Source organism: Brucella sp. (assembly GCF_032066345.1).
Lineage (GTDB): Bacteria > Pseudomonadota > Alphaproteobacteria > Rhizobiales > Rhizobiaceae > Brucella > Brucella pseudogrignonensis.
Map to the genome: position 1 here is coordinate 42,184 of NZ_DAMBKZ010000004.1, position 17,897 is coordinate 60,080.

Genomic DNA, 17,897 nt, shown 5'->3' on the forward strand with positions numbered 1-17,897 from the left:
AGTTGCTGTCCCTAAGCTGTGAGAAAGACCGAGTGACCGAAGAATACGAACCTACACCACGAAAACGCGCAATTGTGATTCTTGGAAAGCGAATCCCAATGCCGCAATCAGTGCTCATGCGGCGAACACTTGGCGGTTCATTGGTCGTCGGCGGCGCATTAGGTTTTCTCCCAGTGCTCGGCTTCTGGATGTTGCCTCTGGGATTGATCGTACTTTCGCATGACTCACATCGTGTGCGGCGTTGGCGTCGAAAAAGCGAAATTCACATTTGGCGTAAATGGCTGAAACGAGGATCGACACCGACTGCTAGCTAGTCCGACCGCTCTTCAGTTCTGTTTCATGCTTTATCCGGTGGATTGCTTCTTTGGCGCGATCCTCGGCGTCGGATTTCGCCAGGCGTCAATTGACGGTACTTTCGCAACGCTGTCGTAAGATGGCTTTGGCTGGAGAAGCTTAACTGGGCAGCGATCGCATTGATCGGTATTTCCGTTTCTTTTAGCAATCGCTCCGCCTCATTCAGGCGCAAATTCATCAGATACTGATGAGGCGTCTGGCCAAAGCTTTCCCGAAAGCAGGTTGCAAAGTGACCGGCGGATATCCCAAGCGTTACCGCCATATCTGGAACGGAAAGTGGGCGGTTGAAATTCTCCGCCAGATAGGATTCGATTTGCCGGGTCGCATATGCGCTAAGGCCCACAAGACTGGGACCGGGCTTACCTACAAAGCCGTCACTACGTAACAGTATGTGAATCACTACGGAGTGTAGAGCGCTCAAATAGCTTTCGTCGCTGTCATGCGCGTCTCTTAAGCAGCCCACGACAAGCTGACTGATCTGCAAACACTGTTTGCTGGAAAAGCTAACGATCTCTCCGCGTGTTTTCACCGATTCTGCGCTTACCTTCGCAAGATCGCTTATAGAGTGGTTCGTTTCAGGAATAGTTACCAGTAGATACTCCACAGAATTTGGCCATGAAAACGTCATTTCCGTTTCGGCTGGGACAAAAAAAATAGTCCCCGCGATGCAGTTCGCAGTAAGTTCGTGATTGTCTGTAACTTTCCACTTTAAATTGCGAACGGATTCGAGCAAAATTATTATCAGTGCATATTTCGACACATATCGTCTTACCCCTGGTTGCTGGACGCCATAAGAGAAAAAACTTTTGCCCAAGTTGCCTGGTTCTACCCAGTTCTTTTCCTCATTCTTATGGCTTTCTCCCTGAAAAATTTCGTTATTTTCTCGACTTTTTTCTTTGTTATAAGGCATTCTGTCCCACTCCAGAAAGATAAAAAATACTAATAATTCTGAGAAACGCGGCAGCGTTAATCCATCAAAATTGCGTTTGGGCACTAGGTGAAAATTCGTGCAACGAACGACACCGCAATCATCTCTGTTCTGAAACAGGAATTTACACGCAAAAAACAGAAATACAATTTATGCGTGTATGAAAGAATGGGTTAAATTTATATCTAACAATAATATTGCCCCATCTAATTGCAAATGATTTGCAAAAGCGCTTGAGGTGGGTATTCTTCTGCATTATGCAATTGCTAATTATTCGCATTAAGGAGAAGGTGATGTATCGACCGACTAGACGTGGTTTGGCAAAAGCTTTTGTTGCTGGATTCGCAATGCTGCTGGCAACAGGTACCGTTTATGCTGCAGAAAAATTCAAAGCTGTAACTACATTTACGGTTATTGCAGATATTGCCCGGAATGTTGCCGGTGATGCCGCCACTGTTGAATCGATCACCAAGCCCGGTGCCGAAATCCATGAGTATCAGCCAACACCCGGCGATCTTATCAAGGCGCAGGGTGCGGATCTCGTCCTCTGGAATGGGCTTAATCTCGAACTGTGGTTTGAAAAATTCTTCTCGCGACTTAAGAATGTTCCAAGCGCGGTGGTAAGTGACGGCGTTGTGCCTATGGGTATCACGGAAGGCCCTTATAGTGGCAAACCCAACCCGCATGCATGGATGTCGCCAACTTCGGCCCTCATCTATGTCGATAATATTCGTGATGCATTCGTCAAATATGACCCTGGTAATGCCGAAGCCTACAAAGCCAATGCTGAGAAGTATAAGGCCGAGATAAAGGCGACAATCGATCCCATCAGAGCCGAATTTACGGCTATACCAGCTGACAAGCGCTGGCTCGTTACCAGCGAAGGCGCGTTCTCCTATCTCGCTCGTGATTTCGATTTAAAGGAGCTTTACCTCTGGCCGATTAATGCGGACCAACAAGGCACGCCACAGCAGGTGCGTAAGGTGATTGATGCGGTTCGTGCAAATAACATCACGGCTGTTTTTTCTGAAAGTACGGTATCGGCAGCACCGGCAGAGCAGGTTGCGCGCGAAACCGGCGCGAAATACGGCGGTGTGCTGTATGTCGATTCTCTTTCCGAGGCTGACGGACCAGTGCCTACCTATATCGACCTTCTGAAAGTAACTTCGGACACGATCGCAAAAGGCCTCAAACAATGAACGTTCCGATAAATCGTCATTTTCAGGATCAGGCCGCGCTTAGAAATAGCGCGGCTGAAGGATTGAAGGTGAAAGACGCGACTGTGACCTATCGCAATGGTCACACGGCTTTACGCAATGCCAGTTTTGAAATCCCTACCGGCACGATTACGGCACTGGTTGGCGTGAATGGCTCAGGCAAGTCGACCTTATTCAAGGCCATCATGGGTTTTGTCCGTTTGGCAAAGGGTGACATTTCCATCCTCGGCTTGCCGGTCAAACAGGCGCTCAAGCAGAACCTTGTCGCCTATGTGCCGCAAAGTGAAGAGGTTGATTGGAACTTTCCCGTTCTGGTCGAAGATGTCGTCATGATGGGTCGATACGGGCATATGGGCATGATGCGCATTCCCCGCCGTGCCGATCACGAAGCGGTCGAAAAGGCACTGAGCCGCGTCAACATGCTCGATTTTCGCAAGCGGCAAATCGGCGAGCTGTCTGGCGGTCAAAAGAAGCGTGTTTTTCTTGCTCGCGCACTTGCTCAGGATGCACATGTCATTCTTCTCGATGAGCCTTTTACCGGTGTTGATGTAAAGACCGAGGAAGCGATTATCACGCTTCTGCGTGGGCTTCGCGATGAAGGCCGCGTGATGCTTGTTTCCACGCATAATCTTGGCAGCGTACCTGAGTTTTGCGACCGGACAGTTCTCGTCAAGAATACCGTGCTGGCTTATGGTCCAACGGAGGAAATTTTCACCCAGGCCAATCTCGAAAAGACTTTTGGCGGGGTGCTACGGCACCTTATTCTCGATGAGAAAACGAAGCAGAATCGCTCAGCCATCGGTGTCATTACCGATGATGAGCGGCCTTTCGTGCTCTATGAACATAAGCAGCAAGGGCAGAACTGATGGCTCTCCTGCTCGAACCGTTTGCTTACGGCTATATGCTCAATGCTATGTGGGTTTCAGCGCTTGTCGGCGGTGTTTGTGCGTTTCTTTCCGCCTATCTGATGCTCAAAGGCTGGTCGCTTATCGGCGATGCCCTCTCCCATTCCATCGTTCCCGGTGTTGCTGGCGCCTATATGCTCGGCCTGCCCTTTTCCATCGGCGCGTTCTTTTCCGGTGGGTTGGCTGCTGCAGCAATGCTGTTTCTTAATCAGCGAACCAAACTCAAAGAAGATGCAATCATTGGCCTGATTTTCACAGCTTTCTTCGGCCTTGGACTGTTTATGATTTCATTGCGGCCAACCTCGATCAGTATCCAGACCATCGTGCTTGGCAATATTCTGGCGATAACGCCGGGCGATATTATACAACTCGCGATCATAGGGTTCGTTTCGCTCGCGCTGCTTTTGCTGAAATGGAAAGATCTGATGGTGGTGTTTTTCGATGAAAGTCATGCACGTTCCATTGGATTAAAACCAACGGCGTTGAAGATCATGTTCTTCACTCTGCTTTCGGCAAGCACTGTTGCTGCCATGCAGACCGTAGGCGCGTTTCTGGTCATCTGCATGGTCGTCACCCCCGGCGCGACTGCATATCTGCTCACAGATCGCTTTTCGCGGCTTTTGTGGATTGCTGTACTAATTGGCGCGCTAACCAGCTTCATCGGCGCTTATGTTAGTTACTTCATGGATGGCGCAACCGGCGGCATCATCGTCGTGCTTCAAACGCTGGTGTTTCTCACCGTGTTTTTTCTGGCACCCAAGCATGGAATGCTTGCAGCTCGCAGGCGCGCAGCCAAAGCATTGCAGGAGGTTGAGCTATGAGCTTTCCCGACATGCTTCTGATGCCCTTTCAGTTTGACTTTATGATCTATGCGCTGATCGCGTCCGTGCTGATTGCCATTCCAACCGCCCTGCTCTCCTGTTTTCTGGTGCTTAAGGGTTGGTCGCTGATGGGTGATGCCATAAGCCACGCGGTGCTGCCGGGTGTTGTGATTGCCTATATAGTCGGTCTGCCCTTTGGTATCGGCGCTTTTGTTGCAGGTATGGTCTGCGCACTTACCACAGGTTTTCTCAAGGAAAACAGCCGTATCAAGCAGGATACTGTCATGGGTATCGTCTTCTCCGGCATGTTTGGGCTGGGGCTTGTGCTCTATGTTTCTGTACGTGCGAATGTGCATCTTGATCACATCCTATTCGGCGACATTCTCGGTATCAGCGCAAGCGACCTTATAGAGACCGCGATTATCGCAGCTGTGACCGCGGGCGTTCTCATCGTCAAATGGCGCGATTTCCTGCTGCATGCATTCGACCCCGCACAGGCGCGTGCAGTCGGCTTGCCCGTACGGCTGCTGCATTACGGGCTTCTGTGCCTGATTTCGCTCACCATTGTAGGTGTCTTAAAAGCGGTAGGAATCATTCTCGCAATAGCCATGCTGATTGCTCCGGGCGCCATCGCCTTTTTGCTCACCCGCAGGTTTAGCAGCATGATGATCGCTTCAGTCATCGTTGCTGTCTTCTCATCCTTCATGGGCGTGTATCTGTCGTTCTTCATAGACAGCGCCCCTGCACCGACAATTGTTCTGCTGATGACGGTGATCTTCATTGCAGCTTTCCTGTTCTCAAGCTGGCGAACCGCACGCGCAGAAACGCGGCATGAGGCAGAAACGGCCTGAAACCTTATTGTAAGCTGTCTCCTTTCGTGTCGGAACAGCTTGCGTGCAGCGTGGACAGCTTTTCAAAGCTGTCCACGTTTTTGCACAGCTGCGCAGCATCAGTCATATGGCTGTTATAAATCCTCGATAGATAACCATAATAACGAGCGGTGCCTAAACACCGTTCGCTATTTTCCAGCGCACTATAATTTGTCGCTTGTCGAGGTAAAATAAAAATGCTTCAATCCCGATTGCACGGCTGTGCAGAAAAAATAAAACCGGCCGTCGATCCTGGGGAGGATACGCATATGCCTGCGTTTTTGGAGGTAGCGGATGCACGCGTCCGTTATGGCAATAATGAGATTCTTAAAGGTGTAGACCTTTCGGTGAAGAAGGGTGAATTCGTAGCGCTGCTCGGCTCTTCCGGTTGTGGCAAAACCACTTTGCTGCGTGCGATTGCTGGATTCAATACACCCAGCGATGGAGCTATCCGCGTTGGGGGCAAGGACGTCACTCGATTGCCGCCTGACAAGCGCGGCATGGCACTGGTGTTCCAGTCCTATGCGCTCTGGCCGCATATGACGGTTGCGCAAAACATCGGCTACGGCCTGCGTATTCGCGGTACAGCGAAAGATACCATCAGGCAGAAAGTTCAGGAAGTTGCACGTCTTCTAGGGCTTGATGCGCTGCTTGATCGCAAGCCAGCCGCACTTTCCGGCGGTCAGCGTCAGCGCGTAGCACTCGGTCGCGCATTGGCAATCGAGCCAGACATTCTACTGCTCGATGAGCCGCTTTCAAACCTTGACGCCCGCATTCGCCTGTCGGTGCGCCATGAAATCAGCGCTCTGCAGCGCCGCCTTGGCATCACTGCGGTGCATGTAACGCATGATCGTGAAGAGGCCATGGTTATGGCTGATCGCATCGTGATCCTGAATAATGGTGAAGTGGCACAGGCCGGCGCACCAGAAGAAGTTTATAATCATCCGGCATCTGACTTCGTTGCGGCCTTTATGGGTGCTGAGAACCTCATCGAGCTTCCTGTCAGTGTTAAAGCAGACCGCATCGAGATCGCCGCAGGGCCACAAAACAAGGCAAGCACAATCCCGGCTGGCCGTCGCAATCTGTCCGATGGCATCGCAACAGCACGCTTCCGCAGTGAAGCCGCAAAACTTACAAGTCCTGGCGCTCCGAATTCTGGCACAGAACCTGAACTTATCCTGACGGGCACCGTCGATCAGACGAGCTATCCAGGTGGCCTTTGGCGGCACATGATAAGTGTGGGCGGCAGGCATCTTCTGGTTGATGCAACAGAGAGCCATCAACCCGGTTCGCAGGTTGAAATCCGCATTCCCGAACAGGCTCTCTTCCTGTTCGACAAGTGACCTGATCGGCTCAATCGGTAACTATTTCCACAATGCACAGGTGTGCATGGGTATGGAGTTGTCATCAAGTCGATCACTAGCAGGCTCGCCTGCTCAGAAGAGGATTGCGGGCCTTCAACCGCCCGCAGCCGCACAAAATTCCCGATCACACCTCACCGGATACCCAATTATCCAACCGCCGAAATCTTCCGCCATGCGGATATAAAAGCAGGAATTATTCGATGAAGACGATCCTGAAAACAGCCCTTGTCCTCGGCCTGACGGCATCACCCGCCGCAGCGAATGAATTGACCGTTCTGACCGCAGGTGATCAGAACATGGTCGATTACGTGAACGAATATCTCGGCCCATTGTTCGAGAAGGAAAATCCAGGCACGACAGTTCGTGTTGTTGGCACCGGCCCAGGCGACGCTGGTTCACAGAAGATTCTTGAACGCTTTGAAGCGCAGTCGAAGGCGGGCGTTGAAAAGTGGGACGCAGACGTTGCTGTCGTTCACGAGAAATTCGCAGGCCCGATGGTCGAAAAGAAATTTCTCGAAAACTATCGCAGCAAGATTGACAGCGGCAAGCTCGTCACGCGCGACAATGCGAAGATGGCGCTCGGCACCAATGTTGATGGCTATGTCATGCCAATGTTCAACAGCCAGACAGCCCTCGCCTACAACCCGGCTCTCGTTGCAAATCCACCAAAGAGCTATGACGAGCTGGTCACATGGGCAAAGGAAAACCCGAAGCAGTTCGGCTATAACGGCATCAAGGGTGGCGCATCAGGCGTGAGCTTCGTCATGGGCTGGATTTATGCCTATGGTGGTGATGCCGACAAGCTGATGAAAGGCCCGTTTGAAGAAGGCGAAGCCAAGAACTGGGAGAAGGCCTTTGCATCGCTCAAGGACTTCACGACGAATGCAACATTGACACCGGGCAATGCCGGTACGCTCGATATGCTGAGCCGCGGTGAAATCGCCATGGGTCCGGTCTGGGTTGACATGTTCTATTCATGGAAGGCCAATGGCCAGCTTCCGCCGGAAATGAAACTTGTTCTGCCTTCGCCGGGCATGCCGGGGCAGCCAATGCATTATGTTATTCCAGAAAAGAGCGCCAACAAGGAACTTGCTGAAAAGTTCGTGGCACTTGCAACCAGCCCCAAAGTTCAGGCTGAAGGCATCGTTGAACGCTTTAACTGGTATCCGGGCATTGATGCTGATCACGTCAAGGCAGAACTAAATGCCGATACCTGGAACAAGCTCTTCACCGATATCTCGCCGGAAGATCTGGCCAATTACGGCAAGCCATTTCCGATTGCACCATACAACACTGCAATCCTCGAAGCTTACGAGCGTCAGGTCGGCAACTAATCAGCTTGCACTAAAGCATAGACCGGGTGCGTGAAACACGGACCCGGTCCCTACATCAAAAATTCGGGGAATATCAATGTCGCAGAGAATGACGGGTTTTCTGCTGGTCGCGCCAGCATTGGCAATCGTGTTGTTTCTGTTCATCGTGCCGTTGTTTGGCGCGATAACCGGAGCATTTCATGTTGGTGAGGACTGGGGTTTCGGCAATTTCACCAAGGCTTTCGAGCTTTATTCAAGCGACATGCTGTTCACCCTTGTGATCGTGACGCTTTCTTCTGCGCTGATCGCACTTTTTGCAATCGCCATCGGTGGCTATCTAACGCTCGGCTCTAATCAGCGTGCCGTTACCGTGCTGCGCTGGCTCTATCGTTGGCCGCTGTTCATTCCATTCATTGTGGTCGGCCAGATATTGCGCACGTTTCTCGCTAAAAATGGCCTGATGAACAGCCTTCTGATTGAAAGCGGCATTCTCACGCCGCTTCAGGCAATGAGCTTTCTCGACTGGCGCGGCATCGTCATTGCCTTTGTCTGGAAACAGACGCCCTTCGTTACATTACTCCTTGCGGGGGCAATGGCATCGATTGATCGCAGTACGATTGAATCTGCGCGCAATCTCGGTGCTGGACGGCTGCGCATTTTGATCGAAATCGTGCTTCCACAAGTGCGCCCCACCTTGCTTGTTGGCTTGATCCTCAGCTTCGTCACCATGATGTCGGTACTTTCTGTGCCGCTGATGATCAATGCTCAATCTCCAACCATGATCACCGCTAATATGGCTTTCCGCATCAATGCTTATGGCGATTACGGCGTTGCCAATGCGCTCGGTACGATATCGCTCCTGATGACCAGTCTGGTTGCATGGATTTATCTCAGACAAACCATGAAGGAGCACGGCTGATGAGCACCGCACTCGACTGGCGCTGGATACCGCGCGGAATTCTGCTTGGTTTGCTGGCCTTTGCAATCTTCGGCCCACTTGCCAATCTGCTTCTCTGGGCTGTGGCTGAACGCTGGTATTTTCCGCATACCCTGCCTATTCAGTATGGCTTTTCCTTCTGGGCCAATGTGTTTTCGCCACGCGGCAACGCTCTTTCATCACTTGGAACAAGCGTCGTTATCGCAAGCCTTACTGTGGTTGTCTCTCTCGGTCTTGCCATCCCGGCTGGCTATGCACTGGCACGGCTGAAACTGCCATTTCGCGGGTTGATCTTGCTTATCCTGCTGATCCCACAGGCATTTCCGAATCTGCCGATCTACGTCAATATTGCGCAAATGTTCTATTCGCTGCGTTTAAACGGCACGATTACCGGCGTGGTTCTGGTTCATGTGACCCATGGCTTGGTCTATGCGGTGTGGATTGCAACAGCCGCTTTCTCCGCGATTGATCGCGAATTGGAAGAGGCCGCACGTTCCATGGGCGCTTCCGCCATGAAGACCTTCTTCCACATTACAATGCCAATTGCCGCACCCGGCCTGCTCGCCAGCGCTATCTTTGTGTTCCTTGAATCACTTGATGAATTCACCGGGACATATTTTGTGGGCGCGCCCGACATTACAACATTGCCGCTGATGCTTTATACAGCAAGCTCCGGTGGCAACTATCAGATAGCGTCGATCAGTGCGTTAATCCTTCTGGTGCCGTCCATTGCGTTCATGTTCGTGGTCGAGCGTTTTCTGCGCGCCGATGTTCTCTCGAAAGTGGGTCGATAACTATGGCCGACAAAGATCGTTTTCAGGACGAGCTTCCCGAAAACCAGCCGCGTTTCATCAGCGCGCATGAAGTTGCAGTGGAGGCTGGCGTCTCTCGTTCGGCGGTCTCTCGCACCTTTACGCCCGGAGCCAGCGTATCCCCCTCAACGCGTGAGAAAGTGCTGAAAGCAGCTGAAAAGCTCGGGTATCAGGTCAATGATCTTGCACGCGGTCTGCTTGCCAAGCGTAGCCGGATCGTCGGCATGATCGCAGCCGATCCGGCAAGTCCTTTTCGCTCACGCCAGATCGCGGCCCTATCACGTCGATTGACGGCGCGTGGCAGCGTGCCGGTGCTGATCCCAACCGGTCAGCACGGCGAGAATCTCTCCGCGGCCCACCAGACGCTTCTTCGTTATCGGGCCGAAGCGACTGTCGTTCTGTCTGGGATGCCGTCATCGTCGTTTGTCGAGTTGGCCCAGCGCAACGGTCATACGCTGATCGTTGTGGGCCGTAACGAAGATGGTCCTGACCATATCCGGATCAATAATAAACAAGCGGCGGAAACAGCTGTCGATGTGTTTGCCGCGCGCGGCATGAAAAGGCTCGGGCTTGTCACATCAAATGTTCGCAGCCCTAATCTGCTGGAACGCGAAGAAGCCTACGTCGCTCGCGCTAAAAATTTAGGCCTGGATGTTAGCGTACAGCGCGGAGAACTGACTGATTACGATGGCGGCTTTGCTGCAGCGTCGCTTCTTCTGAGTGAGCGCGACCGTGTTGAGGCAGTATTTTGCGTCAATGATCTGATGGCGTTTGGGCTGATAGATTGCGCACGCGACGTTTTTAATCTTTCAATTCCGGAAGACCTGTCGGTTATCGGATTTGATAATGTCACCGAAGCACGCTGGGGCGCATATCGTCTCACAACCTTCGACCAGAATGCCGAACGCCTGTCTGCTGAAATCATCCGTATGCTCGATGAACGACAAAGTGCACCCAACGAGCCGCCACAGATGGTGATGATCGACACTCCACTTATTTTGCGAGGCAGCGTGCGCCCGCTTAAAACGGAAAATTCTTCTAACGGAAGCAAACCCTGAATGTCCGATCATTCTATCTGGCTGCGCCCTGCGCATGATGATCTTGTTTTTCTTGAGAAAATCGTCCGGGATTTGAGCGGGCAATTTAACTCACCGATATTTGAGCCTCACGCAACGCTCGTACCGGATATGAATCGATCTGCAGAAGAGCTTCTTCCACAGGTGGTAAGCCTTGCAATCGGCCGCAAACCGTTTGAACTTTTGATTGAGGATGTAACGGGAAGCGAAGCCTATTTTCGCTCTTTCTACGCAGCGCTTGAAAAAGCACCGGCGCTGATGCGCCTGAAACAAGATTCGCTTGAAATATCCGGCGAGGCCAGCTTGCAGAGCTTCATGCCGCATGTCTCATTGGCTTATGGTGTTGAGGATACAACGCAGAAACAAACGGAAATGCAGCGGCTTGCCAAAAAGCTTTCAGGTAGAAAGCTGCGCTTCGACCGGCTGGTGATCGTGAGTTCATCAAGCGAGACGCCGATCGATGAATGGCACGTAAAGCACGAGATACAGCTTAAAGGATAAAAGCCAGCCACAAATATGTGGCTGGCTGGTTTTTAATCAAAGAGGACGCGGATGAGAGCGGTAGACTTTTTCAATGTCTGCCAGCACTTCTGCTGAAAGCGTCACTTCGCTTGCAGAAATGTCGATCTTCAGCTGTTCGACAGACGTGGCGCCGATAATGACAGATGTCATGAAAGGTCTCGAAGACGAGAACGCAATCGCCATCTGCGCAATATCGAGCCCATACTTCTTAGCAATATCGATGTAAGCGCGAATTGCCGGTTCCGAATAGGAATTATCACGCCAAAGGCCGCCATCTGTCACCGAAGCGCGTGATCCTTCGGGGATTTTTCCGCCTAGATATTTGCCGGTTAAAACACCTGCAGCAAGCGTTGAATAGGCAAGCAAACCAACTTGTTCAAACAGCGATACTTCTGCCATGTCATGATCAAATTCACGCTGCAGCAGACCATATTCATTCTGGATAGACGCCATACGTGGCAGATTGTGCTCTTCAGCAATCTTCAGCCATTGCATCGTACCCCAAGCCGTTTCGTTGGAAAGACCGACGTGACGAATCTTGCCTGCGCGAACCGCATCTTCAAGGCCGAGCAGAACATCATGAATCTGTTCACGTTCAGCCTTTGGGTCAACATGGGAGGGATCAAAACCCCAGCCCTGACCGAAATGATAATGCGGACGCGATGGCCAGTGAATCTGATAGAGGTCGATGTAATCGGTCTGCAGTCTCTTCAAGCTGTCGTTGACTGCCACAGTAACACTTGCGCGGCTTGGCTTTGCACCGCCACGAATCCACTCCTGGCGACCGCCCCCGGCGATCTTGCTGGCGAGAATAACGCGATCACGCTTACCAGACTTCTTGAACCAGTTGCCGATGTAGGTTTCAGTCTTGCCATAGCTTTCCGGGCTCATCGGAATAGCATAACCTTCAGCGGTATCGATAAAATTGACGCCGGCGTCGACAGCGAAATCAAGTTGCTGATGCGCGTCGTTTTCAGTGTTCTGTACGCCCCAGGTCATGGTGCCGAGACAGATTTCGGTAACATTGAGGCCTGTACGGCCCAAAGGTTTCATTTTCACGAGATTTTTCCGGATCGATTTGCCCGCAGAACGCGGATTTGACGGGGCTAAAGTCTTACCCCCGCTGTGCCGCGCCTGACAAGGCCGCTCGCTGAAAATTGAAAGCGATTAGAGAAACCGTTTTGCGGAATATGGTGCAGGATCAGTAAATGTATTCTCGCCAGTCATCAATTCGGCAAGCAGACGCCCGCTTGCCGGGCCAATCGTCAACCCATGATGAGCATGGCCAAAGTCAAACCATAGTCCCTTATGGCGCGGTGCAGGTCCAATAACCGGCCGCATATCCGGCAGGCACGGGCGCAAACCTAGCCATGGCTTGGATTCTACAGGCGTACCCAGTTGCGGCAAAAGACGTCGTGCAACTTTCTCAGCACGTTTAAGCTGAATGAAATTGGCAGGCGCATCGGGTGAAGCGAACTCTATGCCGGTTGAAAGTCGAACACCCTGCACCATAGGCGCTAGTACATAGCCTGCTTCTTCATCAACAACCGTATGACCGAGCCGCACATCATCCTGCATTTCAAAATGCATATGATGACCACGCTTGATACCGAGCGGGATTGAGTAACCAAACTTCTTGAAGATCAATCCGGATTGCGGTCCGAGAGCCACCACCACATCGCGCGCAATTATCGGGCCTTCTTCAGTCGTTACCTGCCAGCCATCGCCATTTTCAACGAGTGAAGCTGCATCTCCATGAACAAATGTGCCCCCATTCGCGCGGAAAAGATCAGCGTAAGCTTCAACCAAACCACCCGGATTGACGATTGTTTTTGGGTCAAGCCAGTGAATCCCGCCCGCAACATCGCCAAGCGTCGTTTCCCGTTGTTTCAGCGACGCTGAATCCAGGACATCATAGGCTAGATTAAACTGCTGCAATTGCGGCAAGCGTTGCACGGCAGCGTTGAAAGCTGCTTCGTTGCGAAAAACTTCGATCCAGCCCTGCGCACGTACGAGTCGTTCGCAGCCAGCTTGGGCAATAAGCGCATCATGCTCGCGAACACTTGCTTCGACCAATGGCAACATAGCGTTTGTCGCAATTTTCAGGCGCTCTGGCGAAGATTCGCGCCAATATTGGAACAGCCAGCGGGCCATTCGCGATACATAAAACGGGTCATATCGCACATCTGAACGGCGATTCAGGCCGTAACGCAACAGCGTCCAGAAACCTTGCGGAAACGAATATGGAATGACACTTGAACGCTCAATAAGACCGGCATTACCGAAACTCGTGCCCTGCCCCGGCTCACCACGATCAATCAGCGTAACCGACCGCCCTCGCGCTTGCAGGTGAAGTGCAGCCGAAACCCCAACGATACCCGCGCCCAATACAATGACGTCTTGTTTCTGCATGGTATTCCCGCCAATTCCATGAAGTGAAAGAGCGCGCTGATCGATTTTCAGCGCGCTCCCGCATACAGCAAAGAGTGGAGACTTTTACAAGTCACATATCTTCGATCAGTAAATGTCGAAGTCGAAATATTTCTTCACGATGGTCGCATAGGTGCCGTCATCGCGAATTTTTTTGATAGCTGCGTTGAACTGTTCACGCAGGTCGTTGTCGTCCTTACGCAGTGCAATGGCTGTATCTGTTTGTGTGCCAGGCACATCGCCAATCAGCTTACAGCAATCAGCACCGTCACCCTTGATCCAGTCGGAAATCGGGAACTTGTCTGAAATCACTGCATCAAGACGACCGCTTTTAAGATCGGCATTGGCTTCATCGGCTGTTGGATAGAGTTTTACGTCTGCTCCAGCTTTGCCATAGACATCTTCCGCATAAGTGCCCTGTGTGGTTGATCCCTGCGCGCCTATTGATTTACCTTTGAAAGCGTCAGCATCGAGCGCTGTAATCGGGCTGTCTTTCGAAACCGCAACAGACAGTGGTGTGGAATAATATTTATCGGTAAAGGATACCTGCTTCTGGCGTTCTTCCGTCACACTCATCGACGCGATAACGGCATCAAACTTATTGGTCTGAAGACCCGGAATCATGCCGTCCCAGTCATTGGCAATGATGGTGCATTTGGCTTCCATCGCTTTGCAGAGCGCATTGGCGATATCAACATCCAGTCCCTGCAAAGAACCATCAGCCGCAACAAAATTGAAGGGCGGATAAGCACCTTCAGTTGCGATCTTGATTTCTTTCCATTCTTTGGCTTGCGCTGGAAGTGCAGCGATAATGGAGGCCACGCCTGCGAACAGGATTGATTTCAACATAATATTCCCCTTGACCGTTGTTATGGTTCTGTTTTGCAGGTTTCCCGCCCGCAATATTATGCATTGAATGAAGCACTGAGCGCCGCCAGTTTCAAGTTAAACATTTGGCGGCGCTCATAAATTCTATCAATAAATATCGAAGTCGAAATACTTCTTGCGGATTGTCTCGTAAGTACCGTCGTCACGGATCTTTTTGATTGCAGCGTTAAACTGCTCACGCAGATCATCGTCACCCTTACGCAGAGCAACAGCGATCTTGGTTTCAGAACCCGGAATATCGCCAAGGAACTTGCAGCAATCAGCGCCCTGCTTCTTCAGCCAGTCGGCAGCAAGGAACTTGTCAGCAGCAATAGCATCAAGGCGACCACTTTCAAGATCAGCATTAGCTTCGTCAGCCGTCGGATAAAGCTTCACATCCGCGCCCGCTTTGCCATAAACGTCATCGGCATAGTTGCCCTGCGTTGTGCCAGCCTGCGCGCCTACAGTCTTGCCATCGAACGCTGAAGGCTCAAGCGAGGCGATGTCGGTGTCTTTCGGTACAACGACTGCCAGTGGCGTCGTGTAATAGCGCTCTGAGAAAGCAACCTGCTGCTCACGCTCTGGCGTAATGGCCATGGATGCAATGACTGCATCAAACTTGTTTGCCTGCAAGCCGGGGATCATACCATCCCAGTCATTTGCAACGACTGTGCACTTTGCTTCCATTGCTTCGCAAACTGCATTGGCAATGTCGATGTCGAAACCAACGAGCTTGCCGTCTGGCGACATATAATTGAAGGGTGGATAAGCACCTTCACTGGCGATACGGATTTCTTTCCATTCCTTTGCCTGCACAGGCATGGCAAGGACGACGGAGGCCAGACCGGCCAGCAAAATTGTTTTAAACATCGCTTCCCTATTCCACTTGTTAGACACGGGCTTTTTATGAAGTCCACAGTTCGGATTGCCCGCAAAGCCGAACAAATTCAATTGCAACTTTGGTCATATCAAAACGCAAAATAACCCGCTGCGCGTTTAGCGCAACGGGTCTGATATGGCCTCAACGGTGCTTTCAGGCAACGAGACGCGTCGAATGATCGTCCTGTGCATAGGCTTTGCCGAAGCGGTTTGCGAGGAATGCATCAAGCGTGATGTCTTCCTGACGAACAAAGCCCTTCTGTGCAATTTCGCCCTTAGCAAGCATGTCGAGCACGGCGCAGATTGCCGATGCTGTCGTGATCTGGATGCCCGAACGAACGATCTTGCCGACCTGATTGGCATAAACCTTGTTCGCATAGGTTTCCTGAACCAGACGGCCGTTTTTGGTACCCGAAACAGTTACGAAAATGACGATAACGTCCTGAAGCGTGCTTGGCAGAGCGTTTTCAAAGATGTCTTTGAGCACTTCGCGACGATGACGCAGGCCAAGATCGTTAAGCAGTGCCTTCATCAGCGCTACGTGACCTGGATAACGGATCGTGCGGTAGTTGAGCGTGCGAACTTTGCCTTCGAGCGTGTCGCAAAGTGTGCCGAGACCGCCCGAAGTGTTGAATGCTTCATAGGTTACGCCGTCGAGCGAGAATTCTTCACGCTCTTCAAGAGCTGGGACCTTGGTCAGCTTGCCGTTTACGATGGCTTCACATGGCTCGATATATTCATTGATCAGCCCATCTGTGCTCCAGGTTAGGTTGTAGTTGAGAGCATTTGATGGGAACTCCGGCAGAGCGCCAACGCGCATACGCACGTTTTCGAGCGTGTCAAAGCGCTTTGCGAGATCGTAAGCAACGATCGAGATGAAGCCTGGAGCCAGACCACATTGCGGAATGAATGCAGTCTTTGCATCTTGTGCCAATTCCATGACGCGCTTGGTGCTGGCCACGTCTTCGGTAAGATCGAGGTAATGCACGCCAGTCTTGGCTGCAGCTTCTGCGATCAGTGTGGTGAGCTGGAATGGAGCAGCGCTCAGAACTGCAAATTTGCCAGTGAGAACGGCTTCAAGAGCCTTAGCATCTGCAATGTCGAGAGCCTGTGTCTTGACTTCCGCACCGGTATCCAGCGCGTCGAGCTGTGCCTGCGAACGGTCAACAACCGTCACAGCATAATCACCCGTCGAAGCGAGAAGATCGGCAATGGTCGCGCCAATTTTGCCCGCGCCTACAACAACGATCTCTTTCATGTCTTTTCCCCTATAAGTCTGTTTGGGTAATGCAATTTCGATAAATAAAGAATCTCACAAATTTCGGCGAAAAGAAGCATTTAAACTGACGATTTCACGTTGTTTGTTTGTGCGATATGACGTATCTAATATGCATTATGACGACAAATGCTGACCTGACCCTTATAGCCCTGCTGCGCGAAAACGCCCGCGCCTCAACCGCCGACCTTGCAAGAAGGCTCGGCGTGTCACGCACGACCGTACAAAGCAGGCTGGAAAAGCTGGAAAAGCGCGGTGTAATCGAAGGCTATACCGTTCGAATCGCTCCTGAATTTGAACGCGATCTGGTGCGTGCGCATGTGCTGGTGACAGCGTTGCCGAAGTTCGCGCCAAAGGTTGAAACAGCACTTCGCAGCATCATGGCTGTCCGAACGCTTCACTCGGTCAGCGGCCATTTCGATATGATTGTCGTGGTCGAAGCGCCGTCAATTCAGGAACTGGACATTGTTCTCGATAAGATTGGTGCGCTCGAAGGTGTCGAACGCACCATGTCTTCTATCATTCTGTCGACGCGGATTGATCGATAGTCAGTTCTTCGAACTGCCTTCCCAACCTGCATAAAACACACCGGGCTGCTTCTCCATGAAATGCGTAACGGCGTCGATTTCCTCCGGGGCAATCGATGTGCTGACGAGGGTTGCCAAAATTTCGACAGTCTCGGCGTTACGATCCGTGATTTCGACATCTCCGACTGGGTATTTCGCCTCGTCCAGCTTCTCGACTAGCAATTCGCGCATTTCTTCCATGGCCTGATGAGACGCAATCACACGCACCTCATAGGTCTGCTCTAACGCCTGCTCATCAATTGGAATACGGTTGATGAGATTAACGAGCGGTCGCAATAACGTATTTCCCAGCAAAACGTATAGGGTCAGAAGTGCAGCTTCCGCCAGCATGTCTGTGCCTGCGCAGGCACCAACGGCTGCTGAGCACCAGAGCGTCGCAGCTGTGTTCAGCCCACGGACGTTCATGCCCTCTTTCATTATCACGCCGGCGCCCAGAAACCCGACGCCAGAAACGACATAAGCGATAACACGCAACGCCTCGGCGCTACCTGCAAGACGCGCAGCCAGATCAACGAAAGCAGCTGCCCCCAGCGCAACAAGCGCGTTGGTACGCAATCCAGCAGTTCTCTGGCGATATTGACGTTCGGCGCCGATCATCGTGCCAAAGATAAACGCGGCGGTGAAGCTCACCGCCGTGTCGAGGAATGGATAAAGATCAAAGGTATTCAAAAACTGCATGGTCAAAAATCCGATTTATGCCAGTGCGTTAGCAGATCAGATTAATGCAATTATGACGATAA

At 51.7% G+C, this 17,897-nt stretch carries 19 protein-coding genes; 12 read left to right on the forward strand and 7 right to left on the reverse strand.

What is annotated here, in order from left to right; genetic code table 11:
• Positions 1-32 precede the first annotated feature (32 nt).
• Positions 33-314 (forward strand): hypothetical protein, encoded by a 282-nt coding sequence (locus tag RT142_RS06685; protein ID WP_039860816.1) that lies wholly within the window; start codon positions 33-35, stop codon positions 312-314.
• A 23-nt stretch (positions 315-337) separates the two neighbouring features.
• Here the strand turns inward: RT142_RS06685 and RT142_RS06690 are convergent, their stop codons facing one another.
• Positions 338-1,348, reverse strand: a complete 1,011-nt coding sequence (locus RT142_RS06690) for a helix-turn-helix domain-containing protein (RefSeq protein WP_235820895.1) — start codon at positions 1,346-1,348, stop codon at positions 338-340.
• A gap of 227 nt (positions 1,349-1,575) precedes the next feature.
• On the opposite strand from RT142_RS06690, the gene RT142_RS06695 reads away from it, so the two are divergent.
• The 10 genes from RT142_RS06695 to RT142_RS06740 all read left to right on the forward strand — a co-directional run bounded on the left by RT142_RS06695 (position 1,576) and on the right by RT142_RS06740 (position 11,097).
• Positions 1,576-2,481: a metal ABC transporter substrate-binding protein gene (locus tag RT142_RS06695; RefSeq protein WP_079213793.1), complete on the forward strand. Its 906-nt coding sequence runs from the start codon at positions 1,576-1,578 to the stop codon at positions 2,479-2,481.
• Positions 2,478-3,365, forward strand: a complete 888-nt coding sequence (locus RT142_RS06700) for a manganese/iron ABC transporter ATP-binding protein (protein ID WP_313028058.1) — start codon at positions 2,478-2,480, stop codon at positions 3,363-3,365. The genes RT142_RS06695 and RT142_RS06700 overlap by 4 nt, the downstream gene beginning before the upstream one ends.
• The gene (locus RT142_RS06705; RefSeq protein ID WP_112806685.1) at positions 3,365-4,225 is read left to right on the forward strand and encodes a metal ABC transporter permease; all 861 of its coding nucleotides are present in this window, start codon (positions 3,365-3,367) and stop codon (positions 4,223-4,225) included. Before RT142_RS06700 ends, RT142_RS06705 begins: the two co-directional genes overlap by 1 nt.
• Positions 4,222-5,076 carry a metal ABC transporter permease gene (locus tag RT142_RS06710; RefSeq protein WP_112806687.1) on the forward strand — a complete coding sequence of 285 codons (855 nt, stop codon included), beginning with the start codon at positions 4,222-4,224 and terminating at the stop codon, positions 5,074-5,076. The genes RT142_RS06705 and RT142_RS06710 overlap by 4 nt, the downstream gene beginning before the upstream one ends.
• A gap of 287 nt (positions 5,077-5,363) precedes the next feature.
• The gene (locus RT142_RS06715; RefSeq protein WP_064321763.1) at positions 5,364-6,437 is read left to right on the forward strand and encodes an ABC transporter ATP-binding protein; all 1,074 of its coding nucleotides are present in this window, start codon (positions 5,364-5,366) and stop codon (positions 6,435-6,437) included.
• Between the two features lie 221 nt (positions 6,438-6,658).
• Positions 6,659-7,792, forward strand: a complete 1,134-nt coding sequence (locus RT142_RS06720; protein ID WP_112806689.1) for an extracellular solute-binding protein — start codon at positions 6,659-6,661, stop codon at positions 7,790-7,792.
• A 76-nt stretch (positions 7,793-7,868) separates the two neighbouring features.
• Positions 7,869-8,690, forward strand: coding sequence for an ABC transporter permease (locus RT142_RS06725; protein ID WP_079213790.1), 822 nt, complete (start codon positions 7,869-7,871; stop codon positions 8,688-8,690).
• Positions 8,690-9,502: an ABC transporter permease gene (locus tag RT142_RS06730; protein WP_007879337.1), complete on the forward strand. Its 813-nt coding sequence runs from the start codon at positions 8,690-8,692 to the stop codon at positions 9,500-9,502. Before RT142_RS06725 ends, RT142_RS06730 begins: the two co-directional genes overlap by 1 nt.
• A gap of 2 nt (positions 9,503-9,504) precedes the next feature.
• On the forward strand, positions 9,505-10,578 hold the full coding sequence (locus RT142_RS06735; protein WP_112806691.1) for a LacI family DNA-binding transcriptional regulator: 1,074 nt from the start codon (positions 9,505-9,507) through the stop codon (positions 10,576-10,578).
• Positions 10,579-11,097 (forward strand): 2'-5' RNA ligase family protein, encoded by a 519-nt coding sequence (locus tag RT142_RS06740; protein ID WP_105519600.1) that lies wholly within the window; start codon positions 10,579-10,581, stop codon positions 11,095-11,097. It abuts the gene before it with no gap.
• Positions 11,098-11,133: 36 nt separating this feature from the next.
• Here the strand turns inward: RT142_RS06740 and RT142_RS06745 are convergent, their stop codons facing one another.
• The 5 genes from RT142_RS06745 to RT142_RS06765 all read right to left on the reverse strand — a co-directional run bounded on the left by RT142_RS06745 (position 11,134) and on the right by RT142_RS06765 (position 16,552).
• A complete protein-coding gene (locus tag RT142_RS06745; RefSeq protein WP_112806693.1) occupies positions 11,134-12,171 on the reverse strand; it encodes an aldo/keto reductase in 1,038 nt (345 codons plus the stop codon).
• A 114-nt stretch (positions 12,172-12,285) separates the two neighbouring features.
• Complete coding sequence (locus RT142_RS06750) at positions 12,286-13,530, reverse strand: NAD(P)/FAD-dependent oxidoreductase (protein WP_064321769.1); 1,245 nt, start codon at positions 13,528-13,530, stop codon at positions 12,286-12,288.
• Positions 13,531-13,635: 105 nt separating this feature from the next.
• A complete protein-coding gene (locus RT142_RS06755; RefSeq protein WP_313028061.1) occupies positions 13,636-14,397 on the reverse strand; it encodes an ABC transporter substrate-binding protein in 762 nt (253 codons plus the stop codon).
• A 126-nt stretch (positions 14,398-14,523) separates the two neighbouring features.
• Positions 14,524-15,285 carry an ABC transporter substrate-binding protein gene (locus tag RT142_RS06760; RefSeq protein ID WP_105519602.1) on the reverse strand — a complete coding sequence of 254 codons (762 nt, stop codon included), beginning with the start codon at positions 15,283-15,285 and terminating at the stop codon, positions 14,524-14,526.
• 163 nt (positions 15,286-15,448) lie between these two features.
• The gene (locus RT142_RS06765; protein ID WP_007879351.1) at positions 15,449-16,552 is read right to left on the reverse strand and encodes a saccharopine dehydrogenase family protein; all 1,104 of its coding nucleotides are present in this window, start codon (positions 16,550-16,552) and stop codon (positions 15,449-15,451) included.
• A 137-nt stretch (positions 16,553-16,689) separates the two neighbouring features.
• On the opposite strand from RT142_RS06765, the gene RT142_RS06770 reads away from it, so the two are divergent.
• The gene (locus RT142_RS06770) at positions 16,690-17,118 is read left to right on the forward strand and encodes an Lrp/AsnC family transcriptional regulator (RefSeq protein ID WP_039860826.1); all 429 of its coding nucleotides are present in this window, start codon (positions 16,690-16,692) and stop codon (positions 17,116-17,118) included.
• Here RT142_RS06770 and RT142_RS06775 read toward each other — a convergent pair whose 3' ends face one another.
• Positions 17,119-17,835, reverse strand: a complete 717-nt coding sequence (locus RT142_RS06775) for an MgtC/SapB family protein (RefSeq protein ID WP_105519603.1) — start codon at positions 17,833-17,835, stop codon at positions 17,119-17,121.
• Positions 17,836-17,897: the final 62 nt, after the last annotated feature.